The sequence below is a fragment of the Paraburkholderia sp. RAU6.4a genome (genome assembly GCF_050435625.1).
In the GTDB taxonomy this organism is placed as follows: domain Bacteria; phylum Pseudomonadota; class Gammaproteobacteria; order Burkholderiales; family Burkholderiaceae; genus Paraburkholderia; species Paraburkholderia tuberum.
Genome location: NZ_JBNDKQ010000002.1, coordinates 1,011,237 through 1,031,225, shown reverse-complemented (window position 1 = coordinate 1,031,225; position 19,989 = coordinate 1,011,237). Strand labels below are relative to the sequence as shown.

Genomic DNA, 19,989 nt, shown 5'->3' with positions numbered 1-19,989 from the left:
TTCCGATGGAATCGCCTTTTTTCATGGCGCGTCGACGAACGTTGGGCGCCGAGCTCTGCTCAGTCGGCGACGAGGCCGCCGTTCTGAACGCGCACGCGCTCGCCGTCGCGCAACGGCGGCGCCTCGCTATAGGTGAAGTAGCGCGTCTTGCCGTCTTCCATGTGCACGCGCACCGAATACGACGTCGTGCTGCGCAGATGTTTTTCGACCGAGTTGCCGGCGAACCCGCCGCCCAGCGCGCCGAGCAGCGTCATCGCGGTACGCCCGCCGCCGGCGCCGAATTGATTACCGACGACGCCCCCGGCCACCGCACCGCCGACCGCGCCAATGCCGGTGCCATGTCCTTCATGCCGAACCGCCGAGATCGCGACGACGGTGCCGCAGGTCGCGCAATAAGCGGCATGCGGCGCCGGCTGCTGCGCATACTGCGGCGCGGCCTGTGCCTGCTGTTGCTGCGCGTATTGCTGCAGGGTTGGAGCGGCGGCAGGGGCGGCCGGCACCGCTTGCTGAGCCTGATCTTGCCGCTGTTGCGCAGATGGCTTGACCGGCGCGGCCGAATCGACGACGCCCGGCGCTTGCGTGCTGACCTGCGCGGCCTGCGTCTGATCGTTCTGTGCGCCGTTACCCGACGCCTTCGGGAACACGCCGGTGATCGCCGCGGTAGCGACGAGACTCGCGACGAGCACCGCGCCGGCGGCCACCGCGATCAAGGGATGAAGACGACGTGGCTGCGTGGGTTGATGAGTAGGGGTGTCCATGTAGGGCCTCCGTTTCTGACAGAGCCGACTTCTTGTGAGACTGATTGTCGGGCAATTCGATCCGGGCAGCGTTTCTATTTGTAACCGCTCAGATGGCGCCCTCGGGCGTGGGTAGGCGCCCTTTACGCGGTGCGCTTTGGTGTCAACAAACTTCTAAGACCATCGAGTCCGCGGCGACTTGCGCGCGAACGAGCAGCTTTTACCGCTGGTTACAAACGATGAGAAGCAGAAAACGGTCCCGCAAAGTGAAAACGCGCGCATAAGAAAACGCCCGGCATCAACCGGGCGCTCTTCAAACCATCGCATTGCTCGCGAAGCACAACGCGCGCTCGCGCCCAGCGTCGCTCAGTCTTCGCGCCGCAGATGCGGGAACAGGATCACGTCGCGGATGCTCGGGCTATCGGTCAGCATCATGACCAGACGGTCGATGCCGATACCGCAGCCGCCCGCCGGCGGCATGCCGTACTCGAGCGCGCGGATGTAGTCGGCGTCGTAGAACATCGCTTCCTCGTCGCCGGCGTCTTTCTGGTCGACCTGCTTCTTGAAGCGCGCGGCCTGATCTTCCGGATCGTTGAGCTCCGAGAAGCCGTTGGCGATTTCGCGGCCGGTGATGAACAGCTCGAAACGCTCGGTGATGCCTGCCACCTTGTCCGACGCACGCGCGAGCGGCGACACCTCGATCGGGTAGTCGATGATGTAGGTCGGCTCCCACAGTTGCGACTCGGCGGTCTCTTCGAACAGCGCCAGTTGCAGCGAGCCGATGCCCGCGTTGAGGAACTGCGGCTGCGACGCATCGACGCCGAACTTCTTCAGCTCGGCGCGCAGGAACGTGCCGTCGGCGAGCTGCTCGTTCGTGTATTGCGGCGCGTATTTCTGGATCGCCTGCGTGATCGTGAGCCGATGGAACGGCTTCGACAGATCGAGCTCGCGGCCCTGATAAGTGATGGTGGCCGTGCCGAGCGCATCGATCGCGGCCTGGCGAATCAGCTGCTCGGTGAAGTCCATCAGCCACTTGTAATCGGTGTAGGCCGCGTAGAACTCGATCATCGTGAATTCCGGGTTGTGGCGCACGGATACGCCCTCGTTGCGGAAATTACGATTGATCTCGAACACGCGCTCGAAGCCGCCCACGACCAGCCGCTTCAGGTACAACTCCGGCGCGATGCGCAGGAACATCTGCATGTCGAGCGCATTGTGGTGCGTCGAGAACGGCTTGGCCGCCGCGCCGCCCGGAATCGGGTGCAGCATCGGTGTTTCGACTTCCATGAAGTTCGCGTCGGCCATGTACTTGCGGATCGACGAAATCGCCTTCGTGCGCGCGACGAACGTGCGGCGCGTTTCCGGCGTGACGATCAGATCGACATAGCGCTGGCGGTACTTCATTTCCTGGTCGGCGAGACCGTGGAACTTGTCCGGCAGCGGACGCAGCGACTTCGACAGCAGACGCAGCTCCGTGCAGCGCACCGACAACTCGCCCTTGTTGGTGCGGAACAGCACGCCGCGCGCGGCGACGATGTCGCCCATGTCCCACTTCTTGAACGCGTCGTAGGTCTCCTGACCGACGTCGGCCGGTGTGATGAAGAACTGGATCTGACCCGAGCCGTCGCGCACGGTCGCGAAACTTGCCTTGCCCATCACGCGTTTCAGCATCATGCGGCCAGCGATCGCGACTTCGAGCGGATGCGCTTCGAGCGCTTCCTTGTCGGCGTGCTCGTACTGCGCCTGCAGATCTTCGGCGTGGTGCGTGGGACGGAAATCGTTCGGATAGGCGACGCCTCGCTCACGCAGTTCGCGCAGCTTTTCGCGGCGCTCGGCGATGATCTTGTTGTCGTCCGCTTCGGGCACGACAGTCGGCTGGGTCGGTTCAGTCATGATGATTTGGTATTCGGTGGCCCGCCGCGGAGTGCTCCGCTGGCGGGAAGCCAGTCAGTGTAAAAACCTCAGGCGGTACTGGAAAAACGGCGAATAAATAGCGTGGAAGCAACGCAAAAGCAGCAACGAAGAAGGTGCGGTCCCGATCGGTGAACGGGGCCGCGCCGTGCGCGCCTAGACGCCCTGTTTCAGGCTCGCGCTGATGAACGGATCGAGGTCACCGTCGAGCACGCTCTTCGTATTGCTGATTTCGACGTTGGTGCGCAGATCCTTGATGCGGCTGTTGTCGAGCACGTACGAGCGGATCTGATGGCCCCAACCCACATCGGTCTTGCCGGCTTCCAGCTTGTCCTGCTCGGCCTGACGCTTGCGGATTTCCGCTTCATACAGGCGCGATTTCAGCATCGCCATGGCTTCGGCGCGGTTGCGGTGCTGCGAACGGTCGTTCTGGCACTGCACGACGATGCCCGACGGCATGTGCGTGATACGCACCGCCGAGTCGGTCTTGTTGATGTGCTGACCGCCCGCGCCCGAAGCGCGGTACGTGTCGATGCGCAGGTCGGCCGGGTTGATGTCGACTTCGATCGAGTCGTCGATTTCCGGGTACACGAACACCGACGAGAACGACGTGTGACGACCGCCCGACGAGTCGAACGGCGACTTGCGCACGAGCCGGTGCACGCCGGTTTCGGTACGCAGGAAGCCGTACGCGTAGTCGCCTTCGATCTTGATCGTCGCGTTCTTGATGCCGGCGACGTCGCCTTCGGTCTGCTCGAGCACTTCGGTCTTGAAGCCCTTGCGCTCGCAATAACGCAGATACTGGCGCAGCAGCATCGACGCCCAGTCGCACGCCTCGGTGCCGCCGGCGCCGGCCTGGATGTCGAGAAAGGCGTTGTTGGGATCGGCCGGGTTCGCGAACATCCGGCGGAATTCCATGTCGGCGACGCGTGCCTCGATGGCCTGGGCGTCACCCTCGCAGGCGAGCAGCGTGTCGTCGTCGGCTTCTTCGCGTGCCATCTCGAACAGGTCTTGCGCGTCGCGCACGTCGTTCGCGATCGACGTGAGCTTGCCGACCGTGTCGTCGAGCAGCTTCTTTTCCTTACCGAGCGCCTGGGCGTGCTTCGAGTCGTTCCAGACGTCCGGGTCTTCGAGTTCCCGGTTGACTTCGATTAGACGCAGTGCTTTGTCGTCGTAGTCAAAGATACCCCCGTAGGTCGTCCGCGCGCTTGCGCAGGTCGGCCAGAGAGGCTTCGATCGCGTTGAGACGTTCCGCTTCCATGTCGATCTTCTATTCTGCGTAAAAAGCAGAAATTATAGCCGATCGGCACGCCGCGCCGGAGCCTCGCGGGCGATCGGGCGCGTGTTCGCGATTGATTTTGCGGAAGATTTCAGCTCGCCGCGTGCTCGACGATCAGTTGCACGCGCGACACGCCGTTCCATGTATCGCTCGCGAGCCGGTAGGCGACGGTGGTGCGCGCGGGCAGCGTGTCGGTGTGATTGAACCAGATCGCGTTGAAGCGCTGGCGGCCGCGCAGCAGTTGCAGCTTCAGGTGCTTGTCCTTCACCAACGCCTGCGAGGCGACCTCGAATTCGCCGGAGAACACCGGCGCCGGAAAACCCTGGCCCCAGACGGCCGCGTCGAGCATTTCGACGAATTGCGGCGTGAAGTACGCGTCTTCGAGCTCGCCGTCGGTTTCGATCGTGCGCGCGAGCGCCTGCGCGGACAGCCATTCGCGGCCGACCGCCTCGAACGCGGCGGTGAAGCGCGGCACGTCGGCGGCGGCGATCGTCAGGCCCGCGGCCATCGCGTGGCCGCCGAATTTGACGATCAGGTCCGGCTCGCGCTTCGAGATCAGATCGAGCGCGTCGCGCAGGTGGAAGCCCGCGATCGAGCGGCCCGAGCCCTTGACGAGCACGCCCGTATCGTCGGCCGGCGCGAACGTGAACGACGGGCGGTGGAACTTCTCTTTAAGCCGTCCCGCGACGATGCCGATCACGCCCTGATGCCAGCCCGGATTGAACAACGTGATCGTGGTCGCGCCGTCGGGATCGACCGTCGACAGGTCGTCCAGCGCCTCCTGCTGCATGCCCGCCTCGATTTCGCGGCGCTCGCGGTTCATCGTGTCGAGCTGCTGCGCGAGTTCCCATGCGCGGCCGACGTCGTCGGTGGTCAGGCATTCGATGCCGAGCGACATGTCCGACAGCCGTCCCGCCGCGTTCAGGCGCGGTCCCAGCGCGAAGCCGAGGTCGAAGCCGGAGGCGTTGCGCGCATCGCGCGCGGCGGCCCGAAACAGCGCGGCGATGCCCGGCTGCATGCGGCCGCGGCGGATGCGCTGCAGACCTTGCGCGACCAGCACGCGGTTGTTGCCGTCGAGTTTGACGACATCGGCGACGGTGCCGAGTGCGACCAGATCGAGCAGGCCGTCGAGGCGCGGCTCGGGCAGCGCGTCGCCGAACGCCCCACGGCGGCGCAGTTCGGCGCGCAGCGCGAGCAGCACGTAGAACATCACGCCGACGCCGGCGAGGCACTTGCTCGGGAACGTGCAGCCCGGCTGGTTCGGATTGACGATTGCGCGCGCGGCGGGCAGTTCGTCGCCGGGCAGGTGGTGGTCGGTGACGAGCACGTCGATGCCAAGGGCGTTGGCCGCCGCGACGCCGTCGACGCTCGCGATGCCGTTGTCGACGGTGATCAGCAGATCGGGCTTGCCGGCCGCACTGCGTGTCGCGAGCTCGACGATGTCCGGCGTGAGCCCGTAGCCGTGCTCCATGCGGTTCGGCACCAGATAGTCGATGCGCGCGCCGAACATGCGCAGCCCGCGCACCGCGACCGCGCAGGCGGTCGCGCCGTCGCAGTCGTAGTCGGCAACGACCAGCATGCGGCGCTGCTGCTGGAGCGCGTCGGCGAGCAGCGCGGCGGCCGCGTCGCAGCCCTTCAGTTCGGCGGGCGGCACGAGCCGCGCGAGGCCGGTTTCGACGTCCTCGGGCAGGCACACGCCGCGCGCTGCGTACAGGCGCGCGAGCACCGGATGCAGGCCGCAGCGGGTCAACACTTCGGCGTCGACGGGGGAGCAGGGGCGTGTAACGATTCGGGTCATGCGGAAGGGCCGTAGATCATTCGATGAAAAGCGAGGCCAGCACGCGCCGCCGCCAGAATTTGCGCAGATCGCCGCGCGTGACCGTCAGCGTCACCGAGCCGGTGTCGCCGCACAGCGTGAGGCCGAGCTCGGCGAGTTCGCCCGACTGCAGTGCCGCGAGCGCGGGCGCGAACCAGTCGGTCTGCAGCGCGGCGAATGCCTGGTTCCAGCGCGCCCAGTCCTGTTCGATGTAGGGCGCGGAGAAGGGGTCGAGTTCGACGAGCGTTGCGCCGCTGCCGTTGGTGGTGCCGCGCAGCGCCGCGGCCAGTTCGCGATACGACGTCGGCGGCGCGCCTGTCGCGACCCCGGCGCTGAGCGCGAGACCGCGCGTTGCAGCGGCATCGGACAGCACCTGCGCGAACGGACTGCGCACGCTCCGCGCGGCGCCTTGCGCGTGAAACCAGATCGAGTTGACGGCCGGCAGCCCGCGCGCCTCCCGCGCTTCGTTGACCGGATGCTCGAACCACGCCATCTGCACTTCGTTCTGCAGCTTCATCCACGCGCGAGAGCGTTCGCCGGAATGCGCTTCGTGCGGCAACCAGATCTCGATGTTGCGGCCGCTCGCGCGCAACGGCGACGCGCCCGCGAGCGAACCGAAAGCGTCGCTCGACAGATACCAGCGGATTGGCTTGGGCGCCTCGATGCGCACGCCGAGTTCCTCGATCAGCGGACGTGCGAGCGCGAGCAGCGTGCTCGCTTCGGCGTCCGACAGATTGAGCGACGCCGGGTCGATCAGCACCAGATGGTCGTGCGCGATGTGCACGTGTACCGGCTGCACGCAGGCCCACGTCGCGTTGCCGGGTTCGCCGCCGTCGGCGCGCAGCATGTAGGGCGCGAGCGGGGCTTCGTCGGCGGCGGCCGAGGCGCCGTCGGGCAGCGCGCCGAATTGTCGCGCGACCCAGCGCTCGTGCGGCAGCGTGCGCTGAAAATCCTCGCCGATCACGCGTTCGATCAGCGTCGCGCGCGCGATCAGCCGGTCGAGAGCGGGGCACTGGATGTCGTGAAGCGCGGTGGAGGCGTCGGCCGCGGCAGGCAGCGCGAAGGGCAGCAGAAGATGGAGGCGGTCGGCAGGCATGATGCTGCGCATTGTAGGGCAAACGGTGCGAGTATTTCGACGAAGCGCGGCCGGTTTGTCGATGGCGCGGCCGAGGCACGTCCTTTGCGTGAGCCGGCGGCATTGTGTGGCAAACTTCGCGCTTGATCGCCGGACCCGGCAGGGTGGCGCACCGCGGCGCCGCGCCTCTATGCGCCGGCAGAGCCGCACAGCGGCCGGGCGCGCGAGGAACGATCCGCGCCGCCGGGAGCCCAACGATCACGACGTTCGGGCCGCACGGCGGACGTCGATGTCCGCCGGTCCCGACATACAGTCGAAGAACGCACAAAAGGATTCGCTTGAAATTTCCCTACGAATGGCAGATTGGCTGGCGCTACACACGCGCCGGCAAACGCACGACCGGTAACGGCTTCATTTCGTTCATCGCGCTGGTGTCGATGTCGGGCATCGCGCTTGGCGTCGCGGCGCTGATCGTCGTGTTGTCGGTGATGAACGGCTTTCAGAAAGAGGTGCGCGACCGCATGCTGTCGGTGCTCGCGCACGTCGAGATCTTTTCGCCGACCGGTTCGATGCCCGACTGGCAACTGACCGCGAAGGAGGCGCGCCAGAACAAGGAGGTGATCGGCGCGGCGCCCTACGTCGAGGCCCAGGCGCTGCTGACGCGCCAGGACGCGGTGAGCGGCGTCGCGTTGCGTGGCATCGAGCCGACGCTCGAGCCTGAAGTGTCCGACATCGGCAAGGAAATGAAAGGCGGCAAGCTGGCCGACCTCGTGCCCGGCGGCTTCGGCATCGTGCTCGGCGCCGATCTGGCGGCCAATCTCGGCGTGCAGTTGAACGACAAGATCACGCTCGTCGCGCCCGAAGGCACGATCACGCCGGCGGGCATGCTGCCGCGCCTGAAGCAGTTCACGGTGGTCGGCATCTTCGAGTCGGGCCATTACGAATACGACAGCACGCTCGCGCTGATCAACATCAAGGACGCGCAGGCGCTGTTCCGGCTGCCCGCACCGACCGGCGTGCGGCTGCGCCTCACCGACATGCAGCGCGCGCCGGAAGTCGCGCATCAGCTCGCGCGCACGCTGTCGGGCGATCTGTACATCCGCGACTGGACCCAGCAGAACAAGACCTGGTTCTCTGCGGTGCAGATCGAGAAGCGCATGATGTTCATCATCCTGACGCTGATCATTGCGGTAGCCGCGTTCAATCTGGTGTCGTCGCTGGTGATGACGGTGACCAACAAGCAGGCCGATATCGCGATCCTGCGCACGCTCGGCGCGCAGCCCGGCTCGATCATGAAGATCTTCGTCGTGCAGGGCGTGACGATCGGCTTCATCGGCACGGCGACCGGCGTCGTGCTCGGCTGTCTGATCGCGTGGAGCATTCCGTGGCTCGTGCCGATGATCGAGCATCTGCTCGGCGTGCAATTCCTGCCGCCGTCGGTGTACTTCATCAGCGAGCTGCCGTCGGAGCTGGTTCCGGCGGACGTCGCGCGCATCGGCATCATCGCGTTCGTGCTGTCGGCGCTCGCAACGCTCTATCCGAGCTGGCGCGGCGCGAAGGTCCGTCCGGCGGAGGCGCTGCGCTATGAATGACCGCCTCGTCCATCCCTCAACCGATTCATCCATGACCGCTCAGGACTCCGCGTCGCATCCGTTCGTGCTCGAAGCCACCGGCATTTCCAAAGCGTTCGTGCAGGGCGGGCTGAACGTGCAGGTGCTCAACAATGCGCAACTCGCCGTGCGGCGGGGCGAGAAGCTCGCGATCGTCGGCGCGTCGGGCTCCGGCAAGAGCACGCTGCTGCACGTGCTCGGCGGTCTCGACGATCCGAGCACGGGCCACGTGTCGGTGCTCGGCAAGCCGTTCACGGAACTCTCCGAGCGCGAGCGCAACGTCCTGCGCAATCGCGCGCTCGGTTTCGTGTATCAGTTTCACCATCTGCTGCCGGAGTTTTCCGCCCTCGATAACGTCGCGATGCCGCTGCGGATTCGTCGCGAGACGACTGAAGTCGCGCGCCGCGAGGCCATGGCGGTGCTGGAGCGCGTCGGCATGGGGCATCGCGCGAAGCATCGGCCGGGCGAGCTGTCGGGCGGCGAGCGTCAGCGTGTCGCGATCGCGCGTGCGCTCGTCACGAAGCCCGCCTGCGTGCTCGCCGACGAGCCGACCGGTAACCTTGACGGCGGCACCGCCGACACGGTTTTCAACCTGATGCTCGAACTGTCGCGCACGCTCGAGACGAGCTTCGTGATCGTCACGCACGACCCGGAGCTGGCGGGCCGCTGTGATCGCATCATGCGGTTGCGCGACGGCGTGCTGCACGAAGAGCCGCCGGTGCCGGTCTGAGTGCGGGCCGGCACGGTCCGTCCTCTTGCCAGCGAGGTAACCCATGTGGATCGATACGCACTGCCATCTCGACGCTTCGGAGTTCGACGCCGACCGTGATGCGGTTGCGGCGTCCGCACGCCATGCGGGGGTGTCGCGCATCGTGATTCCGGCGATCGGGCGACAGAACTTCGCGGCGGTGCGCGAGCTCGCGCATCGCGTCGACGGCGGCGCGTACGCGCTCGGCATTCATCCGCTCCTCACGCTGCACGCCGTCGATGCCGACCTCGACCTGTTGCGCATGGAGATCGAGGCGAGTCTCGACGATCCGCGCTTCGTCGGCATCGGCGAGATCGGGCTCGACTATTTCGTCGACGGCCTCGACGATGCGCGCCAGCAGTTTTTCTACAACGGCCAGTTGCAGCTCGCGCGCGAATTCGATTTGCCGGTCATCTGCCATGTGCGCAAATCGCAGGATCAGGTGATCAAAGGGCTGCGCCGGCATCAGATTCATCGCGGCATCGCGCACGCGTTCAATGGCAGTTTCCAGCAGGCGCAGGCGTACATCGATCAGGGCATGCATCTTGGGTTCGGCGGCAACCTCACGTTCGAGCGCGCCCGGCAGATCCGGCGACTCGCCGAACAGCTGCCGTTCGATGCGCTGGTCGTCGAGACCGACGCGCCGGACATCGCGCCGTCGTGGATGTACAGGCAGCGCAATTCACCCGAGCAGATTCCGGCGATCGGCGCGAGCCTCGCGCGACTGCGCGGTGTCACTTCCGACGCAGCCGCCCTTGGCACAACGGCTAACGCGCTCGCCGCGCTGCCGCGACTCGCGCTTTCCTCTGCATAATCGATTCCGTTGATCGAAAGGGTTCGCGTCGGGCGATCCCCACGCCCGGCGGGCTCGCTGCTGCCCGTTCGCTGGCGCGGTGACGAGGCCCGGCGCCAGCGGGTACGGAGGGCGGATGAGGGCGGTCTGGTGTGGATTTGCGTTGGGGGTGGTCTGGCTGCAGCGACAGGCGGTGTTGCCGGATACAGGCGCATGGTGCGCGTTGATACTGCTCGGCTGCACGGCGGCCGGCGTTGCGGTGTGGGGTTTGCGTGGCGGCGGAGCGGCTGCGGCGGCGGGTGTGACAGGTGCGGCAGGTGCGGCGCTTCAGCGCGAATACGAGCGGGGCTTCTCGCACCAGCTCGCTAGCCGCGTATGGCGCGACGCTCGCATGCGGCGGGTGGCCGGTTGGGGCGCGGTGTGGTGCGCGGCGATCTGCGTCGGCTTCGGCTACGCGGCCGTGCGCGCGCAAACGCGGCTCGCGGTGAGCCTGCCGCACGAGTGGGAAGGGCGCGATATCGAGGTGGTCGGCACGATCAAGGGATTGCCGACGCGTGACGACAAAGGCGCGCGCTTCCTGTTCGACGTCGATACGAACGGTGCGCGGCTCGCCGCTTTCCCGCGCGTGATCCAGCTAGCCTGGATCGCGCGCGACGCCGCGGCGCCGCGGCTCGAACCGGGCGAACGCTGGCGTCTGACCGTGCGCCTGAAGCGCCCGCACGGCAACGCGAATTTCGGCGTGCGCGATGCAGAGGCGAGTCTGCTCGCGCGCAACGTCCGCGCGACCGGCTACGTGAGCGTGCCGGACCATGCGCGGCGCCTGACCGGTCACGCGCGCGGGCTCGCCGTGCTGGTCGACCGCTGGCGCGCCGGGTTGCGTGCGCGTATCGACACGGTGCTTGCCGATGCGCCGCATCGCGGCATCGTCGTCGCGCTCGCGATCGGCGCGCAGGACGAAGTGAGCCCCGCCGACTGGCAATTGATGCGCGCCACCGGCACGAGTCATCTGGTGGCGATTTCGGGCTTGCATCTCGGCTTGGTCGCGGGGCTGACCGGCTGGCTCGCGGCGGCAATCTGGCGACGTTCGGGGTGGCTCGGCCGCAACTGGCCGCTGCGCTTGCCCGCGCAGCTCGTCGGCGTGACGGCCGGTGCGATGTTCGCCGCACTGCATGCCGCGCTCGCGGGCTTCAACGTGCCAGCGCAACGCGCGCTGTGGATGGCCGCGCTCGTCGCGCTGGCGTTCGTCGGCGGCCGGCAGCTAGCGCGCTCCACGGTGCTCGCGTGGGCGCTCGGGCTCGTGCTGCTGGTCGATCCGTGGGCGGTCGTGTCGGCCGGATTCTGGCTGTCGTTTTGTGCAGTCGGCGCGATCCTGTTCGCGATGTCGGGGCGGCCGCGCGTGCGGGTTCCACTGGCGTCCCGTCATCATGAAGACGAGGAGGGCAGCGCGGCGCGTCCCGTATCGATCCGGCGTCTGCGCGCGCTCGCCGAACGGTTGCGCAGCGCCGCTCACGCGCAGTTCGCGGTGACGGTCGCGCTGGCGCCGCTGACCGCCTACTGGTTCGCGCAAATTCCGCTCGTCGGTCCGCTCGCGAACGCGTTCGCGATTCCCTGGGTGAGCCTGCTCGTCACGCCGACGGTGCTCGCGGGCGTCGCATTGCCCGCGCCGCTCGATGCGTTCGCGTGGCGCGCCGCGCACACGCTGCTCGATGGTCTCGCGGCCGGCCTGCAACTGGCGTCGGGACCGCGCTGGACGCTGTGGTGGCTGCCGCAGCCGCATGCGTGGGCGCTGGCCGCGGCGGCGCTCGGTGTGCTGTGGTGTCTCGCGCCGCGCGGCTGGCCCCTGCGCTGGGCGGCGCCGCTGTCGTGGCTGCCGCTGCTGATGCCCAGCGCAAGCGGCGCACTCGCCGAGCCATCGGGCGCGTTCCGTCTGACTGCGCTCGATGTCGGGCAGGGCTCGTCGGTGCTCGTGCAGACCGCGCATCACGCGTTGCTGTTCGATGCGGGTCCCGGTCCGGAATCGAGCCACGCTGGCGAGCGCGTGGTGGTGCCGTTCCTGCGGGCGCAAGGCGTGACGACGCTCGATACGCTGATGATCAGTCACGCTGATTCGGATCATGCGGGCGGCGCCCCTGCCGTTTTCGATGCGATCGAGGTGCGTCAGCTGGTGGCTGCTCTGGCGCCGGACAATCCGCTGTGGCCGAAGGCAAAACAGCATGGCACGCAGACGCTGCCGTGCGTGGCGGGGCAGCGCTGGCAGTGGGATGGTGTTGAGTTCGCCGTGCTGTGGCCTGACGTCGGGGCACTCACGGGCAAGGCGAACGAGCATTGCTGCGTGTTGAGGGTCAGCACGTTGCCGCCCACCAACGCAAGCCAGGCGGCGGCGTTCGTCGGTGCGAACGCGCCGCGTTTCACGGCCCTGCTGACCGCCGACATCGAAGCGCCGACCGAACGCGCGCTGCTCGCGCGCGATCCCGCTATGCTGCGCGCGCAAGTGTTGATGGTGCCGCATCATGGCAGCAAAACGTCGTCGACCGAGCCGTTCCTCGACTCTATCGATCCGTCCATCGCGTTATTTCAGGTAGGCTACGAGAATCGCTTCCATCATCCGAATGCGGGCGTGTTCGCGCGCTACGCGGCGCGTCATATCGAACTCGGGCGCAGCGATCGCGATGGCGCCGTGAGGGTCGACGTCGATCCGGGCGCGCGCGGTGAGGAGGGCGCCGCGCTCACGCTCGAGCGCTATCGGGACACGCAGCGCCGCTACTGGATGGAGCCCTGAGCGCGTCGCGGCCCGATGAGCGCAACAGCGCAGACAACAGGCGCAAGCAGCGGTATAAGCAGCGGCACAGGCAAAGCACCGCCCACGCGTAAAAAACACAACGGAGATCGCCGCAGTTGAAAAACATCATCCATTTCACGCATGCGAACGGCTTTCCGGCCTCGACTTACCGGACGATCTTCGCCGAGCTCTCCGACGACTACGACGTGCGCTCGATCGAGCGGATCGGCCATGATCCGCGCTTTCCGGTCACGCAGGACTGGCCCCATCTGGTCGAGCAACTGCTTGACGACATCGCCCGCAAGTACGAGCAGCCGGTGTGGCTCGTCGGGCATTCGCTCGGCGGTTATCTGTCGCTGATGGCGGCGCTGAAAAAGCCGCAGTGGGTGAGGGGCGTCGTGATGCTCGACTCGCCGGTGATCGCCGGCTGGCGCAGCAGCATGCTGCGCGTGTCGCAATGGACCGGGGCTCGACGAGCGGCTGTCGCCCGCCGCCGCGACGCGCAAGCGGCGCACGCAATGGACGAGCCGTGACGAAGCATGGCGGCACTTCCATTCGAAGCCCGCGTTCGCGCGTTGGGACGAGCGCATGCTGTCCGACTACATCGACTTCGGCATTCCGCAGAGTTCGCCCGACGGCACCCGGGTGCTCGCGTTCGATCGTCGCATCGAATACCAGATCTACCGGACGCTGCCGCATACGCTCGGCGCGCGGCTCGCGCGCGGCGCGCCGGTGCCGGTCGGGTTCATCGCCGGGACACGCTCGAAGGAAATCCGCCAGGCCGGGCTCGACGCGACGCGACGCGCGACCGGCGGCCATGTCGAGTGGATCGAGGGCAGCCATCTGTATCCGATGGAAAAGCCGATCGAAACCGCGCGCGCGGTGCAACGCATGCTGCGTGAGCTGGAGCGAACCGCCTGACGTGCTGCGCGCACGAAGCGGGCTCCAAACCGCTGCGCCGGCTGCCACGCGAGGCGGCCTCGGCACGCGTGGGTCGGCCGTTTTTTGCTGGGTCGGGACCATCCTTTACGGTATAATCCGTTTTTCCCGCGAGCATCCAGCGATGACCAAATATGTTTTCGTCACCGGCGGCGTAGTATCTTCCCTCGGCAAGGGTATTGCCGCCGCTTCCCTCGCCGCGATCCTCGAATCGCGCGGTCTTAAAGTCACCCTCCTCAAACTCGATCCCTACATCAACGTCGACCCCGGCACGATGAGCCCGTTTCAGCACGGCGAAGTGTTCGTGACGGAAGACGGAGCGGAAACCGACCTCGACCTCGGCCACTACGAGCGCTTCATCAGCACGAAGATGCGCAAGGCCAACAACTTCACCACGGGCCAGATTTACGAGTCGGTAATCCGCAAGGAACGCCGCGGCGATTATCTCGGCAAGACCGTGCAGGTCATCCCCCACATCACGAACGAAATCCAGGCATTCGTCGAGCGCGGCGCAGCGTCTGCGACGTGCGGCGAGCCGGATGTCGCGATCGTCGAAGTGGGTGGCACGGTGGGTGACATCGAATCGCTGCCGTTCCTCGAAGCCGCGCGCCAGATGAGCCTGCGCCTCGGCCGCAACAGCGCGTGCTTCGTGCACCTCACGCTGGTGCCCTGGGTCGCCACGGCCGGCGAACTCAAAACCAAGCCGACCCAGCACAGCGTGCAGAAGCTGCGCGAAATCGGTATCTTGCCGCACGTGCTGCTGTGCCGTGCCGACCGCCGCATTCCGGACGACGAGCGCGCGAAGATCTCGCTGTTCTCGAACGTGCCCGAAGACGCGGTGATTTCCGTGTGGGACGCGGACAGCATCTACAAGATTCCGCAGATGCTGCACGACCAGGGTCTCGACGCGATCATCTGCGAAGAGCTCAAGCTCACGCCGAAGGCGGCGGACCTGTCCATGTGGTCGGACCTCGTCGAGAAGCTGCAGAACCCGAAGCACGAAGTGACGATCGGCATGGTCGGCAAGTACGTCGATCTGACCGAGTCGTACAAGTCGCTGATCGAAGCGCTGCGTCATGCGTCGATGCATACGTCGACGCGCGTGAACATCGAGTACATCGACTCCGAAGAAATCGAAACGCAAGGCGTCGGGAGCCTCAAGCATCTCGACGCGGTGCTCGTGCCGGGCGGCTTCGGCCGTCGCGGCACCGAAGGCAAGATCGCCGCGATCCGTTATGCGCGCGAAGCGAACGTGCCGTATCTCGGCATCTGCCTCGGCATGCAGCTCGCCGTGATCGAATTCGCCCGCGACGTCGTCGGCCTGAAGGACGCGAACAGCACCGAATTCGATCAGGAAACGAAGAACCGCGTGGTCGCGCTGATCACCGAGTGGTACGACCGCGAAGGCCGCGTCGAGAAGCGTACCGAAGAGTCGGATCTCGGCGGCACGATGCGCCTCGGCTCGCAGCGCTGTCCGATCAAGCCCGGCACGCTCGCCGAAGAGATCTACGGCACCGATGTGAACGAACGCCACCGTCACCGTTATGAGGTGAATAACCGTTTCGTGCCCCAGCTCGAAGGCGGTGGCCTCATCATTAGCGCCCGTACCCCGAGCGAGGATTTGCCGGAAATGATGGAGCTGCCGCGCAGCATGCACCCGTGGTTCGTCGGCGTCCAGTTCCACCCTGAATTCACGTCTACGCCGCGTGACGGTCATCCGCTGTTCAAGTCGTTCGTCGAAGCGGCGCTCGCGCATCAGCAGTCGAGGGTCGAGGAGAAAGCATGAAACTGGGCGATTTCGACGTCGGGCTCGACAAGCCGTTTTTCCTGATCGCCGGTACCTGTGTCGTCGAATCCGAACAGATGACGATCGACACGGCCGGCCGCCTGAAGGAAATCTGCGCGAAGCTGAACATTCCGTTCATCTACAAATCGTCGTACGACAAGGCCAATCGCAGCAGCGGCAAGTCGTTTCGCGGTCTGGGCATGGACGAAGGTCTGCGCATCCTGTCGGAAGTGAAGCGCCAGCTCGGTCTGCCGGTGCTGACCGACGTGCACGCCGAACACGAGATCGAGCAGGTGGCGTCGGTCGTCGACGTGCTGCAAACGCCCGCGTTCCTGTGCCGTCAGACCGACTTCATCCACGCGTGCGCGCGCTCGGGCAAGCCGGTCAACATCAAGAAGGGCCAATTTCTCGCGCCGCACGACATGAAGAACGTGATCGACAAGGCGCGCGACGCCGCGCGTGAAGCGGGTCTGTCCGAAGACCGCTTCATGGCGTGCGAGCGCGGCGTGTCGTTCGGCTATAACAACCTCGTGTCGGACATGCGTTCGCTCGCGATCATGCGCGAGACCAACGCGCCGGTCGTGTTCGACGCGACGCATTCGGTGCAGTTGCCGGGCGGTCAGGGCACGAGCTCGGGCGGCCAGCGCGAATTCGTGCCGGTGCTCGCGCGCGCCGCGGTCGCGGTCGGCGTCGCCGGTCTGTTCATGGAAACGCACCCGAATCCGGCGCAAGCGAAGTCGGACGGGCCGAACGCGGTGCCGCTCAATCGCATGGCCGACCTGCTCGAGACGCTCGTCACGCTCGACCGGGCCGTCAAGCGCGGGCCGTTCCTCGAAAGCGATTTCAACTGATTCAGGTGTGCGCCGCGTGTCACGATTGCCCTCGATAATCGACCCGCGGCGTTTTCGCATAATGGTCGTCGAACGTATCGGCGCGCGAGCTGTCTGTCGGGGAGACCGGCAGGTGCGCAATGCAAGGCCACAGTAAAGAATTCAACGTCATCCTTTGAGGAAACCATGAGTGCTATCGTAGACATCATCGGTCGAGAGATTCTCGATTCGCGAGGCAACCCCACCGTCGAATGCGACGTGCTGCTCGAGTCGGGCACTATGGGGCGCGCGGCCGTGCCGTCGGGCGCGTCGACCGGCTCGCGCGAAGCGATCGAACTGCGCGACGGCGAAGCCGGCCGCTACGGCGGCAAGGGTGTGCTGAAGGCCGTCGAGCACATCAACACGGAAATCTCCGAAGCGATCATGGGTCTCGACGCTTCCGAGCAGGCGTTCCTCGACAAGACGCTGCTCGAGCTCGACGGCACCGACAACAAGTCGCGCCTCGGCGCGAACGCGATGCTGGCCGTGTCGATGGCCGTCGCGAAGGCCGCGGCTGAGGAGGCCGGTCTGCCGCTCTACCGCTACTTCGGCGGCTCGGGCGCGATGCAACTGCCGGTGCCGATGATGAACATCGTCAACGGCGGCGCGCATGCGAACAACAGCCTGGACATCCAGGAATTCATGATCGTGCCGGTCAGCCAGCCGAGCTTCCGCGAAGCACTGCGCTGCGGCGCCGAAGTGTTCCACGCGCTGAAGAAGATCCTGTCGGACCGCGGCATGAGCACGGCGGTCGGCGACGAAGGCGGCTTCGCACCGAACTTCGGCAGCAACGAGGAATGTCTGTCCACTATTTTGCAAGCCATCGAGAAAGCAGGCTATCGCGCCGGTGAAGACGTGCTGCTCGCGCTCGACTGCGCGGCGAGCGAGTTCTACCACGACGGCAAGTACCAGCTCGCGGGCGAAGGCCTGCAGCTGTCGTCGACGGAATTCGCGGACTACCTCGCGAACCTCGCCGACAAGTTCCCGATCGTGTCGATCGAAGACGGCATGCACGAGGGCGACTGGGAAGGCTGGAAGACGCTGACCGACAAGCTCGGCAACAAGGTCCAGCTGGTCGGCGACGACCTGTTCGTGACGAACACGCGCATCCTGAAGGAAGGCATCGAGAAGGGCATCGCGAACTCGATCCTGATCAAGATCAACCAGATCGGCACGCTGACGGAAACCTTCGCGGCGATCGAAATGGCCAAGCGCGCGGGCTACACGGCGGTGATTTCGCACCGTTCGGGCGAAACTGAAGACTCGACGATCGCGGACATCGCCGTCGGTCTGAACGCCGGCCAGATCAAGACAGGTTCGCTGTCGCGTTCCGACCGCATCTCGAAGTACAACCAGCTGCTGCGTATCGAGGAAGATCTCGGCGATATCGCGAGCTACCCGGGCAAGTCGGCCTTCTACAATCTGCGCTAAGCGGTCTTCGCCAGATTGTTCACGCCGATCGATGAGCCGGTTATCCTTCGTTTCTGATTGACCTCGCCGCCCTGCGTATAGCGCAGGGCGGCGCGTATTTATTGTGCTTACTTCATGCGGCTTGTCACTGCTGTCCTGATCGTTCTGCTGGCGTTGATCCAGTACCCGCTCTGGTGGGGGCACGGCGGCTGGCTGCGCGTGCATGAGTTGCAGGGACAACTCGCGCAGCAACTGCAGAAGAATGCCGACGCGAAGCTGCGCAACGAGCGCATCCAGGGCGAAGTGCAGGACCTGCAGAATGGCACGGCCGCGGTCGAAGAGCGGGCGCGCTACGAAATGGGCATGGTCAAGGACGGCGAAGTGTTCGTGCAGTTCGTGTCGCCGAACCAGCCGTTGCCGTTGGCGAATACGCCGTCGGCGAACACCTCGACGCGCGGTGAGGTGTCGGCCGCGCCGCTGCATGTGGTGCCGAATCCGGAGTCGCGCGCGAAGCCGGATCGCAAGCATGGCGGGAAGGCAGCGGCTGCGAAGGAGAAGAAGCCGGTGCACTGAGGTTCGATATTTCGCATCGGCCTCGCAGGAAGGCGCAAAAAAAGCGCGGCTCATCCTGAACCGCGCTTTTTTGTTTTTATGCTGCCGTGTTCGCCCTACCAGCCCCAATACGGCCCGAACCCGACGCCGATCCCGGTTCCCCAGCCACGTCCCCAGCCGCCGCTCGAGAAGCCCGCGGAAAACCTCACGGGCGGCGAACGCGAGTAATAGCGCGACCAGGCTTGCGCGGCGGCGTCCGCGGCCATCGTCTGATTCTGTTCGAACATGACCTGTTGCTCGATCGCGTCATAGCGCGCGCGTTCCTCCGGTGTCAGCGTCTGCGTATGACTGATGGCTTCGGCCTGATCGGGCGGCAGACGGCTCAGAATCGGCGCTGGGCCACGCGGATCGATCGAGCAGCCGGCCAGCACCGTGCTGCCCGTGAGGACGGCAAGGATCAACGAAAGCGTGTGCTTCATGGTCGAATCTCCATCGGTCCGAGGCTCGAGCAAGCGTCTTCCAACGCGCAGCGCCGCATCCTTCCAAAGAATCAACGCCGCGCTCAAAAGCAACGCGCCGCCCGAGCCGTGACGAGGCATGGGGCGGCGCGATCAGGACTTGCGTTGAAGAGCACGATCAGTTCACGGGCACGTACTCCGCTTCGGCGAAAGCGCGATCTAGTGCCGCTGCGCGGCCGCCGGCGTCACACCTTGTGAGAGTCCGCCGGCCACGAAAAGTTGCGCGACGTCGACCGGGTCGAACTCGTAGCGCTGATTACAAAACTCGCAGTGAATCTCGACGTGGCCGCGTTCCTCGATCACGCTGTCGACTTCATCGCGGCCAAGCATCTTCAGCATCGCGCCGACTTTTTCGCGCGAACACGTGCATTCGAAGCGCGCGGTAACCGGCTCGAAATGCTGGACGTTTTCCTGCCAGAACAGGCGTCGGAACACCGTCTCAGGTTCTTCCTTCAGCAGCTCGTCGTGCGACAGCGTGCCGCCGAGCGTGCACACGCGTTCCCACGTATCCGCGTCGAGCTCGCCCGGATGCGGGACGATGCCGCCGTCGCCCGGCAGTTTCTGCAGCAGCATGCCGACCGCGCGCTCGGTGTTCGCCGCGAGCCACATGCGCGTGTCGAGCTGCTCGGAGTGATGCATATAGTGCTCGAGCACCTCGGCGATCGACTTCAGCGCTCCGTCCACGCCCGACAGCGGCACGATACTCTGGTACGGCTGCTGGCCGGGCTGCTTGGCGGTCGGGTCGAGCGTGATCACGCAGCGGCCGTAGCCGCTCGCGTTCACCAGATCGATGAGCGAGGTCGTGTCGTCGATCGTATGGGCGGCTTCGCCGGACAGCTTCGCGGTGGCGCGCATCGTCAGGTTCGAGCTGCACTGCACGACCAGCATCTTGACGCGGGCCATCGCCGAAAATCTGCATGACGAGCGTGCCGTCGAACTTCAGGTTCGCCGACAGCAGCGCGCACGCGGCCATCATTTCGCCCAGAATCGTTCGCACGGGCGCCGGATAATCGCGGCGCGTCAGCACGTCCTGCCAGGTATTGCGCAGGGAAACGATCTCGCCGCGCACCGGCGCCGCGCTGAACATGAATTTTTGCAACTGGTCGCTCACAACTTTTCCTCACTGGAATGACGCGGCATGACGCCGCGCCTTTGCGCACCGTGCGC

General features: G+C 65.9%; 14 protein-coding genes and 2 pseudogenes. 9 read left to right on the top strand and 7 right to left on the bottom strand.

All coding sequences use genetic code 11. The features are described from left to right. Positions 1-59 precede the first annotated feature (59 nt). The 5 genes from OKW40_RS09415 to OKW40_RS09395 form a co-directional block, all read right to left on the bottom strand. Positions 60-758: a glycine zipper 2TM domain-containing protein gene (locus OKW40_RS09415; protein WP_184057328.1), complete on the bottom strand. Its 699-nt coding sequence runs from the start codon at positions 756-758 to the stop codon at positions 60-62. A 345-nt stretch (positions 759-1,103) separates the two neighbouring features. After that, entirely contained in the window at positions 1,104-2,630 is a 1,527-nt protein-coding gene (gene lysS / locus OKW40_RS09410; protein WP_184057326.1) for a lysine--tRNA ligase, read from the bottom strand. 174 nt (positions 2,631-2,804) lie between these two features. Further along, a protein-coding gene (gene prfB, locus OKW40_RS09405) for a peptide chain release factor 2 (RefSeq protein ID WP_184057324.1) occupies positions 2,805-3,909 on the bottom strand; the annotation gives its coding sequence in 2 pieces (ribosomal slippage) (positions 2,805-3,827 and positions 3,829-3,909; 1,104 coding nt in all). 109 nt (positions 3,910-4,018) lie between these two features. Beyond that, entirely contained in the window at positions 4,019-5,725 is a 1,707-nt protein-coding gene (recJ, locus tag OKW40_RS09400; RefSeq protein ID WP_429489422.1) for a single-stranded-DNA-specific exonuclease RecJ, read from the bottom strand. A 16-nt stretch (positions 5,726-5,741) separates the two neighbouring features. Further along, on the bottom strand, positions 5,742-6,851 hold the full coding sequence (locus tag OKW40_RS09395; protein ID WP_429489420.1) for a regulator: 1,110 nt from the start codon (positions 6,849-6,851) through the stop codon (positions 5,742-5,744). Positions 6,852-7,156: 305 nt separating this feature from the next. Here OKW40_RS09395 and OKW40_RS09390 point away from each other — a divergent pair, with 305 nt between their 5' ends. The 9 genes and pseudogenes from OKW40_RS09390 (at position 7,157) to ftsB (ending at position 18,325) form a co-directional block, all read left to right on the top strand. Further along, complete coding sequence (locus tag OKW40_RS09390; RefSeq protein ID WP_184048864.1) at positions 7,157-8,410, top strand: lipoprotein-releasing ABC transporter permease subunit; 1,254 nt, start codon at positions 7,157-7,159, stop codon at positions 8,408-8,410. Between the two features lie 31 nt (positions 8,411-8,441). Further along, on the top strand, positions 8,442-9,158 hold the full coding sequence (gene lolD, locus OKW40_RS09385; RefSeq protein ID WP_429405224.1) for a lipoprotein-releasing ABC transporter ATP-binding protein LolD: 717 nt from the start codon (positions 8,442-8,444) through the stop codon (positions 9,156-9,158). A gap of 43 nt (positions 9,159-9,201) precedes the next feature. Beyond that, positions 9,202-9,990 carry a TatD family hydrolase gene (locus OKW40_RS09380; RefSeq protein WP_429405226.1) on the top strand — a complete coding sequence of 263 codons (789 nt, stop codon included), beginning with the start codon at positions 9,202-9,204 and terminating at the stop codon, positions 9,988-9,990. Between the two features lie 115 nt (positions 9,991-10,105). Further along, positions 10,106-12,748, top strand: coding sequence for a DNA internalization-related competence protein ComEC/Rec2 (locus tag OKW40_RS09375; protein ID WP_429489418.1), 2,643 nt, complete (start codon positions 10,106-10,108; stop codon positions 12,746-12,748). A 116-nt stretch (positions 12,749-12,864) separates the two neighbouring features. Further along, positions 12,865-13,669 (top strand): annotated as a pseudogene (locus OKW40_RS09370) (alpha/beta fold hydrolase). A 142-nt stretch (positions 13,670-13,811) separates the two neighbouring features. Then, on the top strand, positions 13,812-15,473 hold the full coding sequence (locus OKW40_RS09365; protein WP_184057312.1) for a CTP synthase: 1,662 nt from the start codon (positions 13,812-13,814) through the stop codon (positions 15,471-15,473). Further along, positions 15,470-16,324, top strand: coding sequence for a 3-deoxy-8-phosphooctulonate synthase (gene kdsA, locus OKW40_RS09360; RefSeq protein WP_090800765.1), 855 nt, complete (start codon positions 15,470-15,472; stop codon positions 16,322-16,324). Before OKW40_RS09365 ends, kdsA begins: the two co-directional genes overlap by 4 nt. Positions 16,325-16,489: 165 nt before the next feature. Further along, positions 16,490-17,773: a phosphopyruvate hydratase gene (gene eno, locus OKW40_RS09355; RefSeq protein WP_018417543.1), complete on the top strand. Its 1,284-nt coding sequence runs from the start codon at positions 16,490-16,492 to the stop codon at positions 17,771-17,773. A gap of 114 nt (positions 17,774-17,887) precedes the next feature. Beyond that, positions 17,888-18,325 (top strand): cell division protein FtsB, encoded by a 438-nt coding sequence (gene ftsB / locus OKW40_RS09350; protein ID WP_090800763.1) that lies wholly within the window; start codon positions 17,888-17,890, stop codon positions 18,323-18,325. A gap of 95 nt (positions 18,326-18,420) precedes the next feature. Here ftsB and OKW40_RS09345 read toward each other — a convergent pair whose 3' ends face one another. Continuing rightward, complete coding sequence (locus OKW40_RS09345; RefSeq protein ID WP_429355752.1) at positions 18,421-18,783, bottom strand: hypothetical protein; 363 nt, start codon at positions 18,781-18,783, stop codon at positions 18,421-18,423. Positions 18,784-18,981: 198 nt separating this feature from the next. Next, positions 18,982-19,933 (bottom strand): annotated as a pseudogene (gene hslO / locus OKW40_RS09340) (Hsp33 family molecular chaperone HslO). Positions 19,934-19,989: the final 56 nt, after the last annotated feature.

What these genes read in the sequence shown, in the direction of transcription:
- OKW40_RS09375 (WP_429489418.1), top strand. Translation starts at nt 10,106, where the DNA reads ATGAGGGCGGTCTGGTGTGGATTTGCGTTGGGGGTGGTCTGGCTGCAG.
- OKW40_RS09415 (WP_184057328.1), bottom strand. Translation starts at nt 758, where the DNA reads ATGGACACCCCTACTCATCAACCCACGCAGCCACGTCGTCTTCATCCC.
- ftsB (WP_090800763.1), top strand. Translation starts at nt 17,888, where the DNA reads ATGCGGCTTGTCACTGCTGTCCTGATCGTTCTGCTGGCGTTGATCCAG.
- kdsA (WP_090800765.1), top strand. Translation starts at nt 15,470, where the DNA reads ATGAAACTGGGCGATTTCGACGTCGGGCTCGACAAGCCGTTTTTCCTG.
- eno (WP_018417543.1), top strand. Translation starts at nt 16,490, where the DNA reads ATGAGTGCTATCGTAGACATCATCGGTCGAGAGATTCTCGATTCGCGA.
- OKW40_RS09345 (WP_429355752.1), bottom strand. Translation starts at nt 18,783, where the DNA reads ATGAAGCACACGCTTTCGTTGATCCTTGCCGTCCTCACGGGCAGCACG.
- lolD (WP_429405224.1), top strand. Translation starts at nt 8,442, where the DNA reads ATGACCGCTCAGGACTCCGCGTCGCATCCGTTCGTGCTCGAAGCCACC.
- recJ (WP_429489422.1), bottom strand. Translation starts at nt 5,725, where the DNA reads ATGACCCGAATCGTTACACGCCCCTGCTCCCCCGTCGACGCCGAAGTG.
- OKW40_RS09380 (WP_429405226.1), top strand. Translation starts at nt 9,202, where the DNA reads ATGTGGATCGATACGCACTGCCATCTCGACGCTTCGGAGTTCGACGCC.
- OKW40_RS09395 (WP_429489420.1), bottom strand. Translation starts at nt 6,851, where the DNA reads ATGCGCAGCATCATGCCTGCCGACCGCCTCCATCTTCTGCTGCCCTTC.
- OKW40_RS09365 (WP_184057312.1), top strand. Translation starts at nt 13,812, where the DNA reads ATGACCAAATATGTTTTCGTCACCGGCGGCGTAGTATCTTCCCTCGGC.
- lysS (WP_184057326.1), bottom strand. Translation starts at nt 2,630, where the DNA reads ATGACTGAACCGACCCAGCCGACTGTCGTGCCCGAAGCGGACGACAAC.